General features: G+C 34.8%; 16 protein-coding genes and 1 riboswitch. Of the genes, 14 read left to right on the top strand and 2 right to left on the bottom strand.

Annotation, left to right across the window (positions count from 1 at the left end):
• Window positions 1-53 precede the first annotated feature (53 nt).
• From ABEY15_RS19030 to ABEY15_RS18990, 9 genes are all read left to right on the top strand, one after another.
• Window positions 54-1,265: an SIS domain-containing protein gene (locus ABEY15_RS19030; RefSeq protein WP_429891683.1), complete on the top strand. Its 1,212-nt coding sequence runs from the start codon at window positions 54-56 to the stop codon at window positions 1,263-1,265.
• The gene (gatY, locus tag ABEY15_RS19025; protein ID WP_429891682.1) at window positions 1,262-2,113 is read left to right on the top strand and encodes a tagatose-bisphosphate aldolase subunit GatY; all 852 of its coding nucleotides are present in this window, start codon (window positions 1,262-1,264) and stop codon (window positions 2,111-2,113) included. The genes ABEY15_RS19030 and gatY overlap by 4 nt, the downstream gene beginning before the upstream one ends.
• Before the next feature lie 4 nt (window positions 2,114-2,117).
• Complete coding sequence (pfkB, locus tag ABEY15_RS19020) at window positions 2,118-3,077, top strand: 1-phosphofructokinase (protein WP_429891681.1); 960 nt, start codon at window positions 2,118-2,120, stop codon at window positions 3,075-3,077.
• Entirely contained in the window at window positions 3,052-3,987 is a 936-nt protein-coding gene (locus tag ABEY15_RS19015) for an ROK family protein (protein ID WP_429891680.1), read from the top strand. Before pfkB ends, ABEY15_RS19015 begins: the two co-directional genes overlap by 26 nt.
• A 90-nt stretch (window positions 3,988-4,077) precedes the next feature.
• Window positions 4,078-5,229, top strand: coding sequence for an N-acetylglucosamine-6-phosphate deacetylase (gene nagA / locus ABEY15_RS19010; protein WP_429891679.1), 1,152 nt, complete (start codon window positions 4,078-4,080; stop codon window positions 5,227-5,229).
• 339 nt (window positions 5,230-5,568) lie between these two features.
• The gene (helD, locus tag ABEY15_RS19005) at window positions 5,569-7,920 is read left to right on the top strand and encodes an RNA polymerase recycling motor HelD (protein ID WP_429891678.1); all 2,352 of its coding nucleotides are present in this window, start codon (window positions 5,569-5,571) and stop codon (window positions 7,918-7,920) included.
• Between the two features lie 303 nt (window positions 7,921-8,223).
• A complete protein-coding gene (locus ABEY15_RS19000) occupies window positions 8,224-9,255 on the top strand; it encodes an ATP-binding cassette domain-containing protein (RefSeq protein ID WP_429891677.1) in 1,032 nt (343 codons plus the stop codon).
• The gene (locus ABEY15_RS18995; RefSeq protein ID WP_091024940.1) at window positions 9,252-10,064 is read left to right on the top strand and encodes an ABC transporter permease; all 813 of its coding nucleotides are present in this window, start codon (window positions 9,252-9,254) and stop codon (window positions 10,062-10,064) included. Before ABEY15_RS19000 ends, ABEY15_RS18995 begins: the two co-directional genes overlap by 4 nt.
• A 92-nt stretch (window positions 10,065-10,156) precedes the next feature.
• A riboswitch (purine riboswitch) is annotated at window positions 10,157-10,260 on the top strand.
• Between the two features lie 210 nt (window positions 10,261-10,470).
• Entirely contained in the window at window positions 10,471-11,754 is a 1,284-nt protein-coding gene (locus ABEY15_RS18990; RefSeq protein WP_429891676.1) for a nucleobase:cation symporter-2 family protein, read from the top strand.
• A 51-nt stretch (window positions 11,755-11,805) separates the two neighbouring features.
• Here the strand turns inward: ABEY15_RS18990 and ABEY15_RS18985 are convergent, their stop codons facing one another.
• Window positions 11,806-13,107 (bottom strand): O-antigen ligase family protein, encoded by a 1,302-nt coding sequence (locus ABEY15_RS18985; protein WP_429891675.1) that lies wholly within the window; start codon window positions 13,105-13,107, stop codon window positions 11,806-11,808.
• A gap of 412 nt (window positions 13,108-13,519) precedes the next feature.
• Here ABEY15_RS18985 and murQ point away from each other — a divergent pair, with 412 nt between their 5' ends.
• Both murQ and ABEY15_RS18975 read left to right on the top strand, forming a co-directional pair.
• Complete coding sequence (murQ, locus tag ABEY15_RS18980) at window positions 13,520-14,410, top strand: N-acetylmuramic acid 6-phosphate etherase (RefSeq protein WP_429891674.1); 891 nt, start codon at window positions 13,520-13,522, stop codon at window positions 14,408-14,410.
• Between the two features lie 21 nt (window positions 14,411-14,431).
• Window positions 14,432-15,844, top strand: coding sequence for a PTS transporter subunit EIIC (locus ABEY15_RS18975; protein WP_429891673.1), 1,413 nt, complete (start codon window positions 14,432-14,434; stop codon window positions 15,842-15,844).
• A gap of 57 nt (window positions 15,845-15,901) precedes the next feature.
• Here ABEY15_RS18975 and ABEY15_RS18970 read toward each other — a convergent pair whose 3' ends face one another.
• On the bottom strand, window positions 15,902-16,813 hold the full coding sequence (locus ABEY15_RS18970; RefSeq protein ID WP_429891672.1) for a Gfo/Idh/MocA family protein: 912 nt from the start codon (window positions 16,811-16,813) through the stop codon (window positions 15,902-15,904).
• Window positions 16,814-17,284: 471 nt separating this feature from the next.
• Between ABEY15_RS18970 and ABEY15_RS18965 the strand changes: the two genes are divergently transcribed.
• The 3 genes from ABEY15_RS18965 to ABEY15_RS18955 all read left to right on the top strand — a co-directional run bounded on the left by ABEY15_RS18965 (window position 17,285) and on the right by ABEY15_RS18955 (window position 21,768).
• A complete protein-coding gene (locus tag ABEY15_RS18965) occupies window positions 17,285-18,967 on the top strand; it encodes a long-chain fatty acid--CoA ligase (RefSeq protein WP_429891671.1) in 1,683 nt (560 codons plus the stop codon).
• A 385-nt stretch (window positions 18,968-19,352) separates the two neighbouring features.
• On the top strand, window positions 19,353-20,972 hold the full coding sequence (locus ABEY15_RS18960) for a sensor histidine kinase (RefSeq protein ID WP_429891670.1): 1,620 nt from the start codon (window positions 19,353-19,355) through the stop codon (window positions 20,970-20,972).
• Between the two features lies 1 nt (window position 20,973).
• Window positions 20,974-21,768 carry a response regulator transcription factor gene (locus ABEY15_RS18955; protein ID WP_429891669.1) on the top strand — a complete coding sequence of 265 codons (795 nt, stop codon included), beginning with the start codon at window positions 20,974-20,976 and terminating at the stop codon, window positions 21,766-21,768.
• Window positions 21,769-21,776 lie beyond the last annotated feature (8 nt).

Below are 21,776 nucleotides of genomic sequence, written 5' to 3'. Positions count from 1 at the left end.
TTTAATGCAACTGGTAATGATGACACTAACAGTTAAAATAGGAGGAAGTAAATATGGAGCTATTAAAATCGAGTGAATATGAAAGAATGAATGTTGGCGCGAGCCATACAGCAAAAGAAATAGCCCAGCAACCTAGATTATGGAACGAAACAAAGGATATTCTTTTATTTAATAGAGACCGAATTCTTACATTTTTAAAGAGCATTAAAAATAAACACGATCAGATACGAATTATTTTAACTGGTGCAGGTACATCTGCATTTGTTGGTGACACAGTCCTTCCTTATTTAAAACAAATTGTTAACAACAAAAAAATTGTAGTAGAGAGTATTGCTACGACAAATATTGTGTCAAATCCATATTCTTATTTAAAAAAGGACCTTCCAACAATCATGATTTCATTTGCTCGTTCAGGAAATAGTCCAGAGAGTTTGGCTGCTATTCACTTAGGAGAACAAGTTATAGATGATTTTTATGGAATCGTTTTTACATGTAACCAAGATGGACTACTGGCTCAAAAGAAGAAAAATGATCATAATCATTTGGTCATCTATATGCCAGAAGAAGCAAACGACCAAGGATTTGCAATGACGAGTAGTTTTACGACGATGCTTTTCTCAGCTTTACTGCTTTTCAATATTGATCAGATTCATACGTGGGAGAAGAAAGTTGATGAACTTATACATGCTGGTCATTCAATTATTAGCGGGAGCGAGCAAAGTATTAAACAGTTGGCGAATTCATCTTTTCAAAAAGTTGTTTATTTAGGCTCAGGTGTTTTTGAAGGCTTGGCAAGAGAAGCATCATTGAAATTGTTGGAGTTAACAGGTGGGACAATTCCGTCTACATTTGATACCTCATTAGGATTTAGACATGGGCCTAAGTCCATTTTAGATAAGGATACTGTTGTATTTGTATTTCTATCTTGTAACCCTTATACAAGACAGTACGATCTCGATATTTTAGAAGAGATTTACAAAGAAACCAATCGAGGAAAAGTAGTAGCAATTTCATCTTTAAAGGATCAGGTTGCTGAAGAATATAGTGATGTTTTCTATTATGTGGATCTTCCTCAAATTAGTGAAGATATTTTTCTAACTTTCCCTTTTATCTTATACGCACAAACCTTTGCTATGTATAAATCTATTAATCTTGGCTTTTCTCCAGATAACCCTTCTCCATTAGGAGTAGTTAACAGAGTTGTTAAAGGAGTTACGATTCACCCTTTTGCAAATGAGATGAAGAATGGAGGAGATTTATCTTGATTACATCAAGAAGTACGATTCTTTTAGATGCACAATCAAATGGCTACGCAGTACCGGCATTTAATATCCATAACTTAGAAACAATGAAAACAGTATTAGAAACAGCTCAGGAGCTGCGTTCACCGGTTTTGATTGCAGCTACACCAAGTACAGTTAGTTATATGGGGGAAGAATTTCTAATTAGTATGATGGAGGCCTCAAAAAAAAGATACGATATTCCAATTTGTTTTCATTTAGATCACCATGAAAAAATTAGTGATATAAAAGCTTTAATTGATAGTGGAATTCACTCAGTCATGATTGATGCCTCCCATCATGACTTTGAAGAAAATATTCGAATCGTTCGTGAAGTAGTTGATTATGCTACTTCATTTGGAGTTGCTGTGGAGGCGGAGCTTGGCCGACTGAGTGGAGTTGAAGATGATCTTGAAGTGGATGAAAAGGATCAAATTTATACAAATCCAGCACAAGCTAAAGAGTTCGTTTCTAGAACAGGAATCGATTCGTTAGCTGTTGCCATTGGAACGGCTCATGGTCTTTATAAAGGAGAACCTAAATTAGATATTGAACGATTAAGTGCAATCCAAAGAGAAGTTGATATTCCGCTAGTTCTTCATGGAGCTTCGGGCTTACCTGATGAATTAGTACAAAAAACGATTAAAAACGGAATATGTAAAGTAAATATTGCTACTGAATTAAAAATAGCTTTTGCTAAAGGATTACGTGGTTATTTAAATGAAAATCCAAATGCCAATGACCCTAGATATTATTTTAAAGATGCAGTAAGAGAAATGAAGTTAGTCGTTGCTGATAAAATTAAAATGTGCGGTAGTATGAATCGGGGTTAGAAAAATGATTGCTACAATTACATTAAATCCAGCTATTGATATTCGGTATAATCTTCCCGTCTTACACTTAGATGACGTTAATCGCGTTACAGCTGTAGATAAAACAGCCGGTGGAAAAGGACTTAACGTTTCACGTGTATTATCTCAGCTGGGAGTTAAAGTTACTTGTACCGGATTTTTAGGCGGAAAAAGTGGCGAGTGGATAGCTGGTCAGCTCCAAAATTATAATTTAATTAATCGTTTTGTAGGAATAAAAGGAGAGACAAGATTTTGTTTAGCAATTGAATCTAAAGAAGGTCATACAGAAATTCTTGAACAAGGGCCCGAGATATTGGAGAATGAAAGAGAAGAATTTTTGAAAAATTTTGATACCATTCTAGAATCGAATAACTATATTGTAGGTTCTGGCAGCTTGCCATATGGAATCAACTCTGATTTTTATAGAGACCTAATAGAAAAAACAAAACAAAAAGGGAAATATTTTCTTTTAGATTCAAGTGGAGAATCACTAGCCCAAGGTGTAAAGGAAAAGCCTTTTTTAATTAAGCCGAACAGAGAAGAGTTTTGCAAGTTAATCGGGTTAAACCAATTATCAATAGAGGATATGATCTGGCACGCTCGGGAAATATGCCAAAAGGGTACCCAATACGTTTTACTTTCTTTAGGAAAAGAAGGTGCTCTTTTAATTAGCAAGAACGTCACACTACGAGCAATCATTCCAACTTTAACAGAGGTGCACCAAGTTGGATCAGGAGATAGCATGCTTGCAGGCTTTGCCTTTGCACATTCGAAAGGTTATTCAATTGAAGATATTTTAAAGTGGTCATGTGCCTGCGGGATATCCAATGCTGCCTCGGAGCGGACTGGATCAGTTGAATTAACAAAAGTTCAACATTACTTTAATCTTATTAAGGTGAAGGAGTTAACAGGGGGCGATTATGGTGGAAAATATAGTTTGTTTTGATATCGGGGGTACATTTATCAAATTTGGACTAATAAATCGTGAAGGGCATTTAGTTTACAAAGATAAGATACCAACACCTAAAAGTAATATACAAAAGCTGCTTCCTGAACTTTTAGCTGAGAAAATAAAAAAGCTCCAAAATAATTTTTTAATAGCAGGAATTGGAATCTCCTCGTGTGGTCTTGTAAATCATGAAACAGGTAAAATTTTATTTTCCAACAATATTCCAGACTATTCAGGAATGAAGCTTGCAGAAATACTTTTCAATTTATTTAAATTACCCGTTAGTGTAGAAAATGATGTGAAAAGTGCTTGCATTGGTGAAATGTGGAAAGGTGCAATTCAAGGAAAGAAAGATGTAATTTTTCTAACATTAGGAACAGGTATTGGAAGCACCATTATCATAGATGGGAAGATTGTAAGCGGATCTCGTTATTTAGCTGGTGAACTAGGTCATACCGTCATTATTAGTAACGGACGTTCTTGTGGATGCGGACGGAGAGGGTGCTTTGAGAGATATGCTGCTACCTCAGCCTTAGTAAGCGATTATATTGATGAAAAGAACAAAAATGGTGAAGTTATAAAGAAAATCTCTGGAGAAGAAATCTTGGCTCTAGTAGAAGAAGGAGATCCAATTGCTACTGCCGTATATAAAAAGTTTATCAATTATATAAGCATAGGTCTCTCAAATATAGTTCATCTTCTGAACCCAGAGGCAATCATTATCGGAGGAGGAATTGCTGAGCGGGGAGAACGATTTATTCAAGACATCGACTCTGAGATTAAAAAGGAAACCATGCCAATTTATCATCAAGAAACTCTTGTATTTCCTTCGATTCTTGGGAATGATGCCGGGCTGTATGGAGCATGTTATTTAACTTTAAAAAAATTAAACTACTTACATGTATAAGTTTCAAGCAAACAGGCAGCATCCTATTTTGGTGTTGCCTATTGTTCTTTAAGAAAAAGTATTCCTGCGAAAGATAGAGGGGGAAGTATTATGAAAGCAATTAAGGTAGAAAAAGTTTATACGGCCGATAAAGTAATTGAAGCTGGCTATATACTGATTAACAACGGAAAAATAAATGGCGTAACAACGAATAAACCCTCCTGTGAAATTTTGGATTATTCTAGTTTTGTAGCCATTCCAGGCATGATTGATTTACATATTCATGGAATTGCTGGAAATGACACGATGGATGGTAGTATTCATTCATTGCAAGAAATGTCTATGTCACTTGCACGCCATGGAGTTACGGGATTTTTACCAACTACACTGACTCATGATTTCGAAAAAATTAAAAAAGCTGTAATGATCGTAAGTGAAGCGATGGGACAGACAGAAGGAGCAGAAATCATTGGATCGTATGTAGAAGGCCCATATATTACAACTGAGCATCGTGGTGCTCATCCGGTCAAGTATATTCGTGAACTAAATACTGATGAGTTAATTGAGCTTTTAAAAGTTTCCAATAATACGGTTAAAGTGATCACAATAGCTCCAGAAAAAGAGCTAGCAGAGGAAGCTATTAAATTGATAACAGATAAAGGAATTCAAGTGTCTATAGGTCATACAAATGCAGACTATGATACAACGAATAAAGCAATTGAACATGGGGCAAGAATTTCTGTTCACACGTTTAACGGCATGAGGGGATTTAATCATCGTGATCCTGGGTGTCTTGGTGCCGTTCTAACAAATGATCAGTGTTATTGTGAATGTATAGCAGATTTACAGCATGTCCACCCGGGAGCAATTAAACTTTTATACAAAGCAAAAGGAACAGAACAGATAATATTAATAAGTGATTCAATGGCAGCTGCTGATTTACCAGATGGATCCTATACGCTTGGTACATTAGATGTTAAAGTGGAAAATAAAATTGCTCGAACAGTAGAAACAGGCTCATTAGCTGGAAGTACGACTAATTTAATGGAATGTTTAAAAAATGTAAAAGATGTTTTAGGGGTACCTTTAGAATCTATTTTACCGATGGTCAGCCTTAATCAAGCAAAATTACTTAATATTCATCATGAAGTTGGAAGCATAGATTGTGGGAAAAAAGCAAATATCGTCTTAATTGATCGTCAGTTTAATGTTCAAGCTACTATTGTGAATGGAGAATTTGTATTTAGGAAAGATCATAAATAATATGAAGTATTTTAATAAAGAAGCAAAATTTAATAAAAGGTACTTAATTGAAGTATGTACAGAAGAAATTAATAAATAATAAGGATGACCTTACTATAAGTGATTAAATGATCATTTTTGGGTAGGTCATTTTGCTTTTTGAATGTACGAAAATTAGTAATTGAAATGAAATAAGAATGATTTTAAACGAGGACTATTGCCTAAAAGATAAAAACGTGGTAGATTAATACAGTATATATATTACAAATTATATAGAGGTCATATTTTCCCTATTTTAATTTTACTATACAAATCCTCTTGAGTCAACCCCCATTTTTATCTTTTAAAGGAGTGCATGAAATGAACAACGAACTTCAAAAAGAACAAGTAAGAATAAATACTGTACTAGATCTAATTACGGACAAAATTAGTAAATTAACAGACGAAACAGCCCAACGCAGAAACGAAGTAATCAATGTTCGTAAAAACTTTTGGGATGAGGTTAAAGTTAATACAGATAGCTTTGATGACTATTTAGAGACGGTTATTAGTTTAAGACAACAATCTCAACTTTTGGCGATCGGCCAAATTAATCATAAGCAATCTTCAAACCGATTATCAGCACTTCGTCGAATGAAAGAGGTTCCTTATTTTGGTCGCATTAACTTTACAGAAGAAGGTTTTTCTGAAACGGAGCGTATTTATATTGGCGTTTCAACGCTAATGGATGAAACTGGAGAGAATATTTTAGTTTATGATTGGAGGGCCCCAGTTTCAAGTGTTTACTATGATTATCCACCAGGTCCTGCTGAGTATGATACACCTGGGGGGAAAGTGAATGGCGTATTAGACCAAAAATGGCAATACATTATACGAAACGGTGTAATTGAATCAATGTTCGATACAAGTCTTACTATAGGTGATGAGATTTTGCAGCATGTGCTCGGCAAAGGTACGAATAAGCATATGAGAAGCATAGTAGCCAGTATTCAAAAAGAACAAAATCAGATTATTCGTTATGACAAAGGTAGATTACTGATTGTTCAAGGGGCGGCTGGTAGCGGAAAGACATCTGCAGCTTTACAAAGGATTGCATATTTGCTCTACAAATATAGAAACTGGATAAAAGCAGATCAAATTATCTTATTTTCTCCTAACGCAATGTTTAATAACTACGTATCGAGAGTTTTACCTGAACTAGGCGAAGAAAATATGCAACAAGTTACATTCCAAGAATACTTAGTTCATAGGCTAAGTGATGCGTTCCAAGTTGAGGATAATTATGAGCAACTAGAATATGTGCTAACTGCTATAGATGATCCTTCCTATAAGACTAGGACTTCAAGCATTCGATTTAAAGCTTCAACTCATTTCTTTGAAACGATTAAGGCATACAGACAGTCATTGGAATTATCCGGAATGGTCTTTAGGGGATTTAAATTTAGAGGCAAACCAGTCGTTACAGCTAAACAAATATATGAAAGCTTTTATAGCACTGACACTTCTTTAAAATTTAACAATCGATTAGAGAAGTTGACGGAATGGTTAAACAAACAAATCAATGAAATGGAAAAGCTAGAATTGAAAAAAACATGGGTACAGGATGAAATCGAGTTACTCAGCAAAGATGATTATCAAAAAGCATATAAGTACTTACAGAAAAAACAATCTAAAGAGGATTCATTCGATGATTACGAACAAGAAACTAAGGTATTAGGTCGAATGGTCGTGCGTAAAAAACTAAAGCCTCTACGTGAGTGGGTTCGAGGATTACGTTTCATTGACATAAAGGGTGTCTATAAACAGTTATTTTCCAATCCAACTCAAATTGAACAATGGATTGAAGGGGATACTCCTGAGAATTGGGAGGACATATGTCAGTTAACTTTAAATATGTTAGATGAAGGCAAATTGTTTTACGAGGATGCTACACCATATTTACTTTTAAAAGAGTTGGTTCAAGGATTCCAATCAAATGTTACGATTAAATTTGTACTTGTAGATGAAGCTCAAGATTATTCCCCTTTCCAATTTGAGTTTTTGAAGAGATTGTTTCCTTCTGCAAAGATGACCGTTTTAGGTGACTTTAATCAGGCTATCTTTGCGCATGCCAGTGAAATGGGAGATTTTAATGTCCTTAAAGGATTATATGGGCCAGATGAAACAAAAGTAATCAATCTGACCCGTAGTTACAGATCAACAAAACCAATTGTAGAGTTCACAAGTAGGCTCATACCTGGAGGCAATCTAATTACGCCTTTTGAACGAGTTGGGGATAAGCCTGTGTTAACGCAGTTATCTAATCGAGAAGATTTGCACAGCCATATTGCATCTAAAATTGAAGACTTAAAGAAAAGTGAATTCAATACAATTGCTGTCATTTGCAAATCTGCAGAAGAAAGTTTAGAGGCATATGAAGCATTAAAAGATGTTGAAGGAATCAAGCATGTGAAGAGAAACTCAGTTGAATATGAACAAGGTGTAGTCATTATTCCTGCATATTTGGCAAAAGGAATTGAATTTGATGCAGTGATTATTTATGATGCATCAGCTCAAGTTTATGGAGATGAGCATCTCCGAAGACTTTTTTATACTGCATGTACACGAGCAATGCATCAATTACATCTATATAGCTTAGGTGAAGCGACTCCTTTTTTAGATGATATCGGTTCAGAGTTCTTACTACTAAATCAGACCATAGTACATGACTAAATTTCAGACTGCCCGAAAACGCTCGCTTTCTTCGTTGCTTCGCCTGTCTGCGGTGCTCATTACCGTCTAAGGTAACTCCGCTCCTCACCAGGCTCGCGCCTCGAAAGACAAGCGCTTGCAATCAGTCTGAAAATCAATGTAAAAAAACTTCCCTTAAATTAGATAAGGGAAGTTTTTTTACATTGAACATTGTATCCTCTAGCTTGTAACTATTCGTAAAGAAAATTTTTATTTAAAGTTCATACTTAATTCATAATTAGTCGATATATTCATCTTGTAATAAGTCGTAAAGGAGGAAGTAAATTGGAGTATTTAAATAAAAAAATAATTACCCCAAATAATGGAGACTTGGCTGTAGAAGCGAGTGGTTTAGTTAAAATATTTGGTGAAAATCGTGCGGTTGATGGAGTGGATTTAAACGTTCGTGCTGGAAGTATTTATGGTGTACTTGGTCCAAATGGTGCAGGGAAAACAACGACAATTAGAATGCTGGCTACACTACTTAGACAAGACGCAGGTACTGCACGCATATTCGGACATGATGTTTTAAAAGAGGCTCAGATTGTGCGTCAATTAATTGGCGTTACTGGTCAGTATGCTTCCGTTGATGAGTCACTAAGTGCTACAGAGAACCTTATTATTTTCTCAAGATTACTAGGTCTAGGTAGAGCGGAATCGCGAAAGAAAGCAGCGGATTTATTAGAGGAATTTGGCTTAACGGAAGCAGCAAAGCGCCCATTGAAAAACTTCTCAGGTGGAATGCGTCGTAGATTAGATTTGGCAGCAAGTTTAATTGCTCAGCCACCACTTATCTTCTTAGATGAGCCGACAACTGGTTTAGACCCTCGTACAAGAAATCAAATGTGGGATACTATTCGTCGATTAGTAAAAGAAGGTTCAACAGTTCTATTAACAACACAATATCTTCAAGAGGCGGATGAACTAGCTGATCGAATCGCAGTAATAGATCGTGGTCATGTAGTTGCGGAAGGTACTGTTGATGAATTGAAAGCTTCAGTTGGTAGTTCATCGTTACAATTAAAAATTCAAGATATAAAAGATGTTCAAAAGGCGCGTCAAACAGTAGAACGAGTGCTAAAAGTAAAATCCAATATCACATTAGTAGAAGGAAGGATTACTGCACCTATGGCGGATGCCGACCGAGTAACCGACCTACTGATCGCCCTACGTGATGAAGGCATTCATCTAGCTGAAATGAGTGTACAAAAGCCGACTCTTGATGAAGTATTCCTTACGATTACTGGTAACAGCGTAGATGACGATGGATCAAAGGAGTCAGATAAAACAAAAGAAATGGAGGGAGTAAGGGTATGAGCACTTCAATAAAACCAGCTGCTTATCGTGAATTAAAAAATAAAACTAGCTTTAGTCAATCAGTAAAAAATTCATTTACGATGGCTTATCGTGGTCTATTAAAAATAAAACGTACACCAGAACAATTATTTGATGTTACATTACAACCTATTATTTTTACACTTATGTTTACTTATATTTTTGGTGGAGCAATCTCTGGGGATGTTAAGAGTTATTTACCGGTAATCATACCAGGAATCTTAGTACAGACTGTCATTACTACTTCGATTGTTACAGGTGTACAATTGCGTGAAGATATGGATAAAGGTGTATTCGATCGGTTCAAATCGCTGCCGATTGCACGTATTGCACCACTGGCCGGAGCCTTATTGGCGGATACGATACGTTATACAATCGCTACTGTTCTTACTTTCACGATGGGGTATATAATGGGATATCGCCCTGAAGGTGGCTTAGGCTATGTCGTTTTAGCTGGATTACTTGTAATTGTATGTTCGTGGGCGATTAGCTGGATTTTTGCCTTTTTTGGGGTAATTGCACGTACAGCGTCAAGTGTACAAGGGATTTCTATGCTAGCACTATTTCCATTAACATTCCTTTCAAATGCCTTTGTACCAGTCGATACAATGCCAAATTGGCTTCAATGGTTTGTAAAAATAAACCCGATTTCTCATCTGATCACTGCTGTGAGAAATCTTACGAACACAGGAACTGCAGGTTCAGATCTAATCATTTCGCTTATTGGAGCTGCTGTAATAGTAGCAATTTTTGCACCACTAACTGTAAAAGCTTATATGCGTAGAACATAATAGAAGGTGTTCCATTAGTTTTTTTCTAATGGAGCACCTTTTCTTTGCATTTTCTACTTGAAAATATTGAATAGCATGTGTAACATAATCAAGGTACAAATATATAAATAACTCATATAATCATGGGGATATGGCCCATAAGTTTCTACCGGACGACCAATATAATCGACCGACTATGAGTGAAAGCACATCTAGGGTTCCGCATTATTGTATATGTAAAATGGCTGGTCCGAGCGATGTGGGCACTACACGTGCTACACCATTAGGGATAAAAACCCAGAAGGACAGGTTTCACTTGAGAGAAACATACTCAAGTGGAACCTGTCCTTTTTTGTTTTATAAAGAGTAATAACTGTACGCCAATCAATATCGATATATAAAAGCAATGACAAGGGAGAGAATCAGATTGTTAAGTAAACAAAAAGCATTTACATTAGGTTTTCAACACGTCATGGCTATGTATGCAGGTGCAGTAGTTGTACCTCTTATAATAGGTGGCGCGCTTAAACTTACGCCAACTCAGATCGCTTATCTAATAGCAGCAGATTTATTTACTTGCGGTATCGCAACAATCCTGCAAAGCATGGGGACTAAATATATTGGCAGCAGATTGCCAGTCGTTTTAGGATGTACCTTTACGGCGGTAGGTCCAATTATTGCAATTGCATCTTCTTCAAACTTACCGACAGCTTACGGTGCAATAATTATTTCTGGGATTTTTGTTGTATTAGCTGCTCCTTTTTATGGCAAGTTATTAAAATTTTTCCCTACAATTGTAACAGGATCAGTAGTAACGATAATTGGACTTTCACTAATTCCAGTAGCTATGAATAATGCAGCAGGTGGACAAGGGAGTCCAGATTTCGGTCAAATACACAATTTATTACTAGCACTTCTTACACTCATCGTAATTTTAGTCATTAACAGATGGGCTAAAGGGTTTTTACGAACAATTTCCGTACTTGTTGGTTTGGTTGTGGGAACAATTGCCGGCTATGCAATGGGAATCGTTCACTTTTCAAGCGTATCAGAAGCATCATGGTTTAGTATCGCTCAACCATTCTATTTCGGAGCACCAAAAATCAGTATTACAGCTATTATCACAATGATTATCGTTTGTATCGTTAGTATGGTGGAATCAACTGGGGTCTATTTCGCAGTCGGAAAAGCGACTAACCAAAAGGTTAAACAAGATCAGATCGTAAATGGATTGCGTTCAGAAGGTCTTGCAATTATGCTCGGTGGTATTTTTAATGCATTTCCATACACAGCTTTTTCTCAAAATGTAGGTTTAATCTCACTTACAAAAGTTAAATCTCGTGAAGTTATTTATGCTGCGGGAAGTATCATGGTTGTTCTTGGATTATTACCTAAACTAGCAGCTTTAACGACTGTTATTCCGAATGCCGTTCTTGGAGGAGCAATGATTGTTATGTTCGGATCTGTCGCGGCTGCCGGTATTTCAATTCTTTCAGAAGTTGATTTAGGTAAAGGAGAAAACCTATTAATCGCAGCTTGTAGTATAGCAGTAGGATTAGGTTCAGCAACACTTCCACAAATGTTCGACCAACTACCTAATTTTTTAAAAATGTTAATGCAAAATGGAATTGTGACAGGTTCATTAACTGCGATTATTTTAAATTTATTCTTAACAAAACAAGATGTAGCAGTAGAAGTGCAAGTTACGTAAAAAATATCATAAACTAACAAAAGAGACCCCTGACTAGTTATAGGGGTCTTTTTAGTACTTGTTACTAATAAACTTCGATTTTAAATAATGCAAAATCATGTACGAACTTACAACTAACCTTGCCGTGCTCCCATAAACGCTAATAAATTTGCCTTGAATTGCTGATATCTCGATATTAAATTGCATACGTTTCGAATATCGATCCCAACACCCAAGCAGTATGACTGTGAGGAAACCGATTTGTGGAGAGAATACCGGCTCATCAAATACCCCTGTAAACAAAATAATTGGTAGGCCGAGTAAAAAACTGTTAAAAAAACATTTTTTACTGCGCTCAAACAAGAATAGGTGAATGCATTTTATAATATTTATACTAATTAATGTTATAAAAGCCAATCCTCCTAATGTTCCGTATTCCGCAAACATACCAAGCAGTAAATTATGTGCATGGGGGATGAAATGACCATATTGTATTACATATTCTTGACCAAATCCGATCGGGGTCACACCAAAGAATGGGTGATTTTTCCATATAGTATATGCGTTTTTCCAAATGTCCAACCTTTTATGCCCTGCTTGAATAACTGAATCGGCTCTTGGCATTATATAGAGCAACCATTTCGAAAAGAATAGTCCGATGATTGTACAAACAAAGAAAAAGATTCGATTAAGTCGGAAGATAAAAAGTAAATAAATGAGAATCATCGTCGCAAAGCCAGCTCTTGAACCCGTGAGATAAATTCCGTAACTAAGTAGTAGTTGGATCGGAAGCTGCCACGCTAAGCTAATATAGTGTTTCCTTTCTAGACTAGAAAGTAAACTGGCAAAGAGAAAAGAAATAGCGATTAATAAAATAAAAACAGTAAAATTGGGATTATATGCACAACCAATTAGACGGTTAAAATTCTTAGGTTCAACTTCTCCAAAAAGCACTGTCCCTAATAAATAACCAACAATTTTAGGAAATAACAACCATTTGGATATCCATCCAATTACACAACTATATACTCCTCCAAAGATTATGATCATGCGAAATCTCTGAAATAATTGACCCTTCTCAGTTACTAAAATCCTACAATATATTCCCCAGTAACCAAGAATCATGATACTGACCAATAAAAATAGTATATTTCTAAATAAAAGGGCAGCACCAATAGTAGATATAAGTAGACATAAGAAAAAGTACGAACTAAACGAATAAATAAATCGTTTATTAATAAACCATTGAGTATAGAGTGTACGAAGCCCGATGATCAATAGCAATGAAATACCTACTGGAGGTAAGAGAAAGCAGAGAAGTGCGCTTTTCTCCACTAACGAGAAATTTTTATAAAACTGTATAAACTTTTTCATTGTATACCCCTAGTTAAGTGACATAAATATCCTTAATCATATGGAGGATGTTGTCTTTTCATCTGTAAAATGAATTGTATTTTAGTTAAGTTGTCATCAGATTAACAAACATATTTTAAATACATAGGTTTAAAATACCACAATAGTTTATTAATTATGTTTTGAAATTGTAAATTGTGCCTAAACTTTTTTGCCAGACAAATTAATATACAAATTATAGAATTATGCATCTTTTAAAAGAAAAATTGTTAGTTGTCGTTTTATAAACATGACATTTTTTTGAACAAAAATACGATTAATAATATGAAATTTTTTCCTTATGAATTTTAGTGTTGAAATTTTATTTCAAAAAAAGTTATAATATGTATGAAATTAAATTTAGTTTTAAAAAATTACTTGAGGTGAAGCAAACATGCTTGAGAATTTAACAACCGAAACAAGAAATGAAAAAACAATGAATTTAGATGAAATGTCTATAGAAGAATTTTTAACCGTAATGAACGAAGAGGATGCTAAAGTTGCCACTGCCGTTCGAAATGAAATTCCTAATATTTCTAAAGCTGTTGAAAAAATTGTAACTGCTTTCAAACGTGGGGGTCGCTTGATTTATATTGGTGCAGGCACAAGTGGCCGCATAGGACTTTTAGACGCAGTTGAATGTCCTCCTACATTTGGAACAAGCCCAGAAGAGGTAGTAGGGCTAATAGCAGGCGGAGAAAAAGCTTTTATAAAAGCAGTTGAAGGCGCTGAGGATAGCGAAGAACTTGCAATTGAAGATTTAAAGGAAATTAAGTTAAGTAAAAATGATATTGTAGTTGGAATTGCAGCAAGTGGTCGTACTCCTTATGTTATTGGTGGTTTAAAATACGCCAAAGAGATTGGTGCTTCAACTGTGGCGGTTAGTTGTAACAAGGGCTCAAAAATTGGTCAAGAGGCAGAAATAGCAATCGAAGTTGTTAATGGACCTGAAGTATTAACTGGTTCAACTAGATTAAAGGCAGGTACTTCTCAAAAGTTAGTATGCAATATGTTATCTACAGCATCAATGGTTGGTATTGGAAAAGTATACGGTAACCTAATGGTTGATGTTCAATCAACAAATGAAAAACTAGTAGAGCGTTCAAAGCGTATTGTAATGGAAGCAACTTCTTGTTCATATGAAATTGCAGAAGAATATTTAACGAAGTCGAATCAAAGTCCAAAAGTAGCAATCGTTATGATTCTTACTGGATTTAGTTATGAGCAAGCAATTGAGCAATTGAAAAAATCAGAAGGATTTGTTCGAAAAGCAATACAAAAATAAAAATTGTTGGGGGAGTAGAAGATGGATAAATATCAAAGATTAGCTTCTGAAATCGCTGATGCAATCGGCGGTACTGATAATGTAGTTTCATTTACAAACTGTATGACAAGACTTCGTGTTAATGTTGCTGATCGTAATTTAATTAATGAAGATCAAGTTAAAAAAATTAACGGGGTTTTGGGAACTGTTGATGATGAGACTTACCAAATCATTTTAGGTCCTGGTACAGTAACTAAAGTTGCAGAACAATTTGGTCATCTGAAAAACAACTCATCAGGAAAACAAGGAACTTCATCAGCTGCTTTAAAAGAAAAGGGCTCAGATCTTAAAGCTGAATTAAAAAAGAAAAATAACACACCTTTTAAAAATTTCTTAAGAAAAGTCGGTAATATCTTTATTCCATTAATTCCAGCATTCGTTGGTGCAGGTTTAATTGCTGGTATTGCTTCGATTTTATCAAACAATATTACTGCTGAAAACCTAGATGCAGCAACTTGGTCACAATATGTTACAGTTTTAAATGTAATTAAAAACGCAATTTTTGCTTATTTAGCGATTTATGTTGGTATCAATGCAGCGAAGGAATTCGGGGCGACACCATCCCTTGGTGGGGTAATTGGTGGGGTAACACTTTTAACAGGTATGCTTCCTGATCAACCAATTAAAAATATCTTTAACGGTGATCCATTAGCTCCAGGTCAAGGTGGTATTATTGGTGTACTACTTGCAGTCTATTTATTATCACTTTTAGAAAAACAATTACGTAAAGTTATTCCAGATTCTTTAGATATTATTATTACACCAATGATTGCTTTATTAGTAGTAGGTTTGCTTACAATTTTCTTCATCATGCCATTTGCAGGATTTATTTCTGATAACTTAATTGGTTCAATTAACTGGATTATTGCAAAAGGCGGTATTTTTGCAGGATTTATATTAGGTTTGGGATTCTTACCATTAGTAATGTTAGGTTTGCATCAAGTATTAACACCAATTCATATCGAATTAATTAATACAACTGGTGCAACAGAATTATTACCAATTCTTGCAATGGCAGGTGCTGGACAAGTTGGAGCAGCATTAGCATTATGGTTACGTTGCAAAAAGAATAAATCATTATCAAATATGATTAAAGGTGCTCTTCCAGTAGGTATTTTAGGTATTGGTGAACCTTTAATTTACGGTGTTACATTACCTCTTGGTCGTCCATTTATTACTGCATGTATCGGTGGTGGTATTGGAGGTGCAGTAATTGGAATGTTTGGTAATGTTGGAGCAATTGCAATTGGTCCTTCAGGCTTAGCGTTAGTTCCACTAATTGCACACGGAATGTGGCTTAAATATGTGATCGGATTACTTGCTGGTTATGCTGGTGGGTTCGTCCTAACGTATTTATTCGGTACTCCAAAGGATGCAATGGCTGAACAAGAATAAATAACAAATAAAACCCGAATAATTAGACCTCTCAAGTCTACTATTCGGGTTTTTTATTTAATATGAATTGGAATCAATATACTGAACGATTCTTTCGCAAATTTCATGAGTGATTAAGGAATCATTTATTGAAGGGTCTGGCGTTTTATTCTGTTCTATACAGTCAATAAAGTGATCAACAATTTGGTAAAACCCACGTTTATATAAGGTTGGTTCCCAATCACCAAATTTTTTAATATTGATTTCTTTATTATGATAATGGGTTGTTTCAACTAAACTACTCACTACATATTTATTTTGTGGTGTCATATATTCAATCATTTCTTCTGTAACACCATTGTTTCTGTTCATTATTCCAATAGCCGTGCATCCCTCACCTATAAGATGAATGACTAGGTGTTCGAGCATACTATCTTTTTTTAAGAAATTGACTTTTAAATCAACTACATTAGTGGACATTAAATACCTAAGTGTATCCACGACATGAATAAAATCCTCTACAACAAATCTTCTAGTATATTCAGGAAAATTAAATCTATTTTTTTGCATGATTATTAAGCTAGCCTTTCCATGCATAGTAAGCTCTTTTACTCTAGGGATAAATCGTCTATTGAATCCAACCATCGCTATTTTTCCTTGTTCTCTGGCTAAATTTACAATTTGTTCAGTTTCTTTAAAATTCATCGAAATAGGTTTATCAATATAAACGTTTATACCATTTAATAATAACTTTTTCGTTATCATATAATGAGCTTCTGTAGCTGTACTAACAAATGCTGCATCAATATTCTTTTCTAACAATTCATCTACAGTATTAACAGTTTCACTGATTCGATATTTATTTGATAAATGGTCTAGTGTTTCATTATTTCTCGTACATAGCACCAACTCAATCTTTTCTTTTTCAGAAAGGACCGGTAGATAGGCCTTCGCAGCTATATCTCCTAAACCGATTATTCCAATTCTCATATGCTAACACCTCACTTGTTATTAATTGAAACACAGAAAAGTGGTAAAGTAAGTAATTGTATGTAATTTTACTTAAAAAATTTTGGATACTCAAATTAAATATCTCAGTTAAATCAAATAATTTTTTAAATTTTCAAAAAACTATTTATTCATTTAAGCTTTTCCATTATAATAAGGTCTAAAGTTGATTTTGATGATGATTTACTATTCCATTTTCCATTCCATCTTTTTTCCACACTAAACTTAGCAATTGCCTCATTTTGCAATTTACTTTCAATTAATTTCAAAGATACTATTTAAAATGAATGAATTATAAGCGTTTTCTAGTAGAGAGTTATTCTTTAATTAGGCATCCTATTTGAATATTTGCACTGGATTTTTTTGTTAATGTCTAAAATTTCATACATACAAGAAAGAGCTTTCCATATTAAATCTTAATATAAAAAAGGTAAATAAGCGGAGGGGAAAATTATGAGTACTTCACATTTTGCGTATTGGCCAAAAAGGGTATCTAAATCTTTAACTTTACCTGAGACAACACTTTATGATAATTTAGTCGTTTCGGCAAAAAGATATCCAAATAAAACTGCAATAGAGTATTATGGCGCTTCAAAAACGTATAAGCAGCTTCTTGAAGAGGTTGATTATTTAGCAGGGTATCTTGAGCATAGGTTAGAAATTTCCCCTGGTGAACGTGTAATGCTTTATATGCAAAACTCACCTCAATATGTCATCGCCTTTTATGCAATATTAAGAGTAAGAGGAATTGTAGTACCAATTAACCCGATGAACACCACAGATGAACTTGAATTCTACATAAATGATTGTGAAATTAAAACCGCAATTATTGGCCAAGAACTATCCCCTCAAATTGAACCTTTACAAGCTACAACTGGATTAGAGAATTTAGTAGTTGCAGTTTATTCTGAATACTTACCAACCATTCCTTTAGTTTCCGATTTAACGGCTGAAATAACTGAGTCAAAGAAAATCTATCAAAACGAAAATTTATTTTATTGGGAGGATGCAATACAAACACAGCTCACCCCGTCACTATATGAAGGTAATTCAGAAGATGTTGCAGTCCTTCCATATACTTCAGGAACAACCGGTTTACCAAAAGGATGTATACACACACATAAAACGGTACAAGCAAATGTAGTAGGATCTGCCGTTTGGATGAATATTTCTGCAAATGCCGTTAGTTTTTCAACTTTACCTCTATTCCATGTAACAGGAATGGTTCATGGAATGCATACACCGATTCTTACTGGTTCAAGTATGGTATTGCTAACGAGGTGGAATCGAAACCATGCATGCAAACTGATTGAAAACTATCAATGTACCCATTGGGTAAATATTAGTACAATGTTAATCGACTTTTTAGCAAATCCAAATTTAAATACAGAAGACATCAAGTCTCTTGTAAATATTGCAGGTGGTGGGGCTCCTCTTCCAGAAGCAGTAGGAGAGCAGCTATTCCAATTAACAGGTTTAAAGTTCGTAGAAGGCTATGGATTATCAGAAACAATTGCTCAGACACATTTTAATCCGCCAGATCGACCAAAACTTCAATGTCTTGGAATTCCATCATTTGACGTAGACGCCAGAATTATCGATCCAGTAACAATGAAACAGTTAGGTGTCGGTGAGGTTGGTGAGATTGTTGTTAATGGACCACAAGTATTTAAAGGCTACTTTAACCGACTAGAAGAAACAAATGACGCCTTTATTGAAATAGACGGAAAACTATTTTTCCGTACAGGAGATATTGGTCGGTTTGATGATGAAGGGTACTATTTTATCGTTGACCGTGTTAAAAGGATGATTAACGCATCAGGCTATAAAGTGTGGCCAACCGAAGTGGAAAACCTACTTTATAAACATCCAGCCATTCAACAAGCTTGTGTTGTTAGTAAGCCTGATGAAAAAAGGGGCGAAACAGTGAAGGCATATGTGATCCTAAATCCTATTTATTCAGGCAAAGTGAGTGAGGATGACATTATCGATTGGTCTAAAGAGCATATGGCTAACTATAAATACCCGAGATATGTCGAGTTTATTGAAAAATTACCAACTACCGCAAGCGGGAAAATTTTATGGAGGACTCTTCAGGAAGCAGAATGGAGTAAAGTGGAACAAGTTAATGAGTGAGAAAAGTCAAAAGTAAAGGGAAGGGATAAATAGTAACTAAATGAAAAGAGGAGCCTCAACATCAAATGTTTAGGTTCCTCTTTTTCGTGTTGTTTTTTGTTTGAACTATTTACCATTATCCAATTAGTGCCCTTAAACTATCTGGTAGTTATTACTAGATAGGTGTTTTTAATATTCAGACTAATAACAAATATAGTATGATAATTTTTAAAGAAAGCCCTTACACTAACTTACTACTGAAAAGGTGATTACAATCGTCAAAATAAGATTACGGTTAAGAAAATTAAACACTTTACGAAATCAAATATTGGCTGTCTTCTTGATTGTTATGGTGATTGTTTTATCTATTGTATCTATTATGGTATATAACCAAGTTGGAACGTTAATGAAAGATACAACAGAGAAGCAAATCAAACAAACGGCTGTTGAAGCAAATGGAAGAATGGAAACCTTGTATAAGCAAATTGACACGTTATCAAATCAATTAATGACCAATGAGACAGTTCAACAAATATTACTTGGATTGAAAAACGGAGAAAGTGTTGATTTTGCAAAAAGACAATCATTAATTAGAGTCATAAATAACTTTTTAGCGTACTCAAATGGAATCTCTTCTTTTGAGCTATATTCTTCAGAAGGTAATCGTATTTTTCCATTCGGCGAAAAAAATTTATCTAGTGTAATCGATGAGAAATGGGTAAAGGAAGCAGAAGCCGAGAAAGGAAGATTAGTGTGGGTAGGGAAAGATCCTAAAAATAGTAACTATTCTTATGCAATAAGAAGAGTAAGTTTAATGGATCGATGGTTTTCAAATGGAGGATATTTAGTCGTAAGAATTCTTAATAGTTACTTTCAGGTTGAAGAAAGTAATTTATCTCCTGGAGAGAAGGATTATATGATGCTTCTTGATAGGGATTTAGCTCCGATAACGGATAATTACGGCATTGATATTCAAAAGTTTTTATTAGAAGGATACGAATCGATAAAAATAAATAAAAAACAATATATGATTGTTACGCAACCATCTACAAAAACAGGCTGGACCCTTGTTATATTAAAACCTACAAGCTTTTTAAATGAGCGGGTAACACCGGTAAGAAAAGCGACCCTTTTATCTGGTGCGATTGGATTTATCATTTTTGTCATTTCATCAATTATTTTAGCAACAATGATCACAAGACCGATAAAGAAACTTACAAATACAATGAAGAATGCGAAAATGGACGAGTTGAAAATTAACAAGGAAAGCGCAGCTTCATTAGAAATTATTGAATTAAATAGAACATATAACCAGATGGTAGAAAATACTAATCATTTAATACAGGTCGTTTATGAAAAAGAATTACTTCGTAGTCAAACTGAGTTGAAGGCGCTACAAGCCCAAATTGATCCGCACTTCCTTTATAATACGCTAAATGCACTTTACTGGTCTTTAGATGATAGAGGTGAGGAGGATTTAGCAGAAATAGTGATTGCAATGTCGGGATTATTTCGTTATACAATTGGCAATGCAAACAGTAGTGAATGGGTAACTATACAAGCTGCTCTCGACCAAATTGAACGTTATTTACAAATTATGAAAATGAGATTAGGAGAACGGTTGTTATGGGAGATATCTGTTGAGCCAAGTCTATTAGCTATTAAAATACCTAAACTGCTAATCCAACCTTTAGTTGAGAACGCCATTATGCATGGTATTGAAAGTAGTCGAGAACAAGGGTTTGTTTTAGTGAAGATTAAACGGATTAATGACTCATCTAATTTATTAGTGGCTGTTAAGGACAATGGACCAGGGATCAATAGAGAAGCTCTTAATGCCCTTAATTTAGCAATTAAAAATGATAATGTATCGTCCTTTAAAGGGATGGGTATGGCGCTTACTAATGTAAATAAAAGAATCAAATTATATTACGAAGGATCTGACTTAAGTGACCTTCGTTTAGAAAGTGAGATTGGCAAAGGTACAACTGTATTATTCGAAGTTCCAGACAAAGGTGGAGAATAATTTGGATATAAAAACGATTCTAATTGTTGATGATGAACAAGTGACTAGACAAGGATTAAAAAAAACATTAGAGAAATGGTCAAACGGTAAATTTGAAATTCTTAGTGCGGCAAATGGTCAAGAAACATTTGAACAGATGAGCAGAACAAAAATTCATCTATTAGTAACTGATATTTGTATGCCTGAAATGAATGGTTTAGAGCTTTTAAAAAACCTAAAGGATAAAGGACATAAGTTTGTTTCAATTATTATTTCTGGACACCCTGACTTTGAATACGCCCAGGAGGCCATTCGTTTAGGAGTTGTAAATTACTTATTAAAACCGGTAAGTAAACAAAAGTTAATTGAGGCTATTGAGCAAGCGCTTGAAAAGGAAGCAAATATTGAACGGATTGAATATATGGAAAAAGTGACTGATCAGAAATTATTAAAACTAGATCAAGTTAATAACCGCTCTAACTCAATTAACGGAGCAAAGACCTTTATTAATGAAAATATAAGCAATCAAATTTCATTAAAGGATGTAGCAGAAGCGGTACATCTAAATGCGAGCTATTTTAGTGTGTTATTTAAAGAGCAGGTGGGGCTAACATTTAGTGAGTATTTGACTAGAAAGAGATTACAAATTGCAAAAAATCGTCTACTGACAACAGATTTACAAATTGAAGAAATTGCACTGGAAGTAGGCTATCAGACAGCTAAATATTTCATTAAGATCTTTAAGGATTACGAGGGTATTACCCCTAGTAAATTTAGAAAAGTGTCGGAACTTGATGATTCACTAATCCAAAAATAGTGGAATTT

It is taken from the genome of Gottfriedia acidiceleris, from assembly GCF_050457485.1.
In the GTDB taxonomy this organism is placed as follows: domain Bacteria; phylum Bacillota; class Bacilli; order Bacillales; family Bacillaceae_G; genus Gottfriedia; species Gottfriedia acidiceleris_D.
Note: the sequence above shows the minus strand (reverse complement) of the source record. Positions and strands in the feature narration are given on the sequence as shown.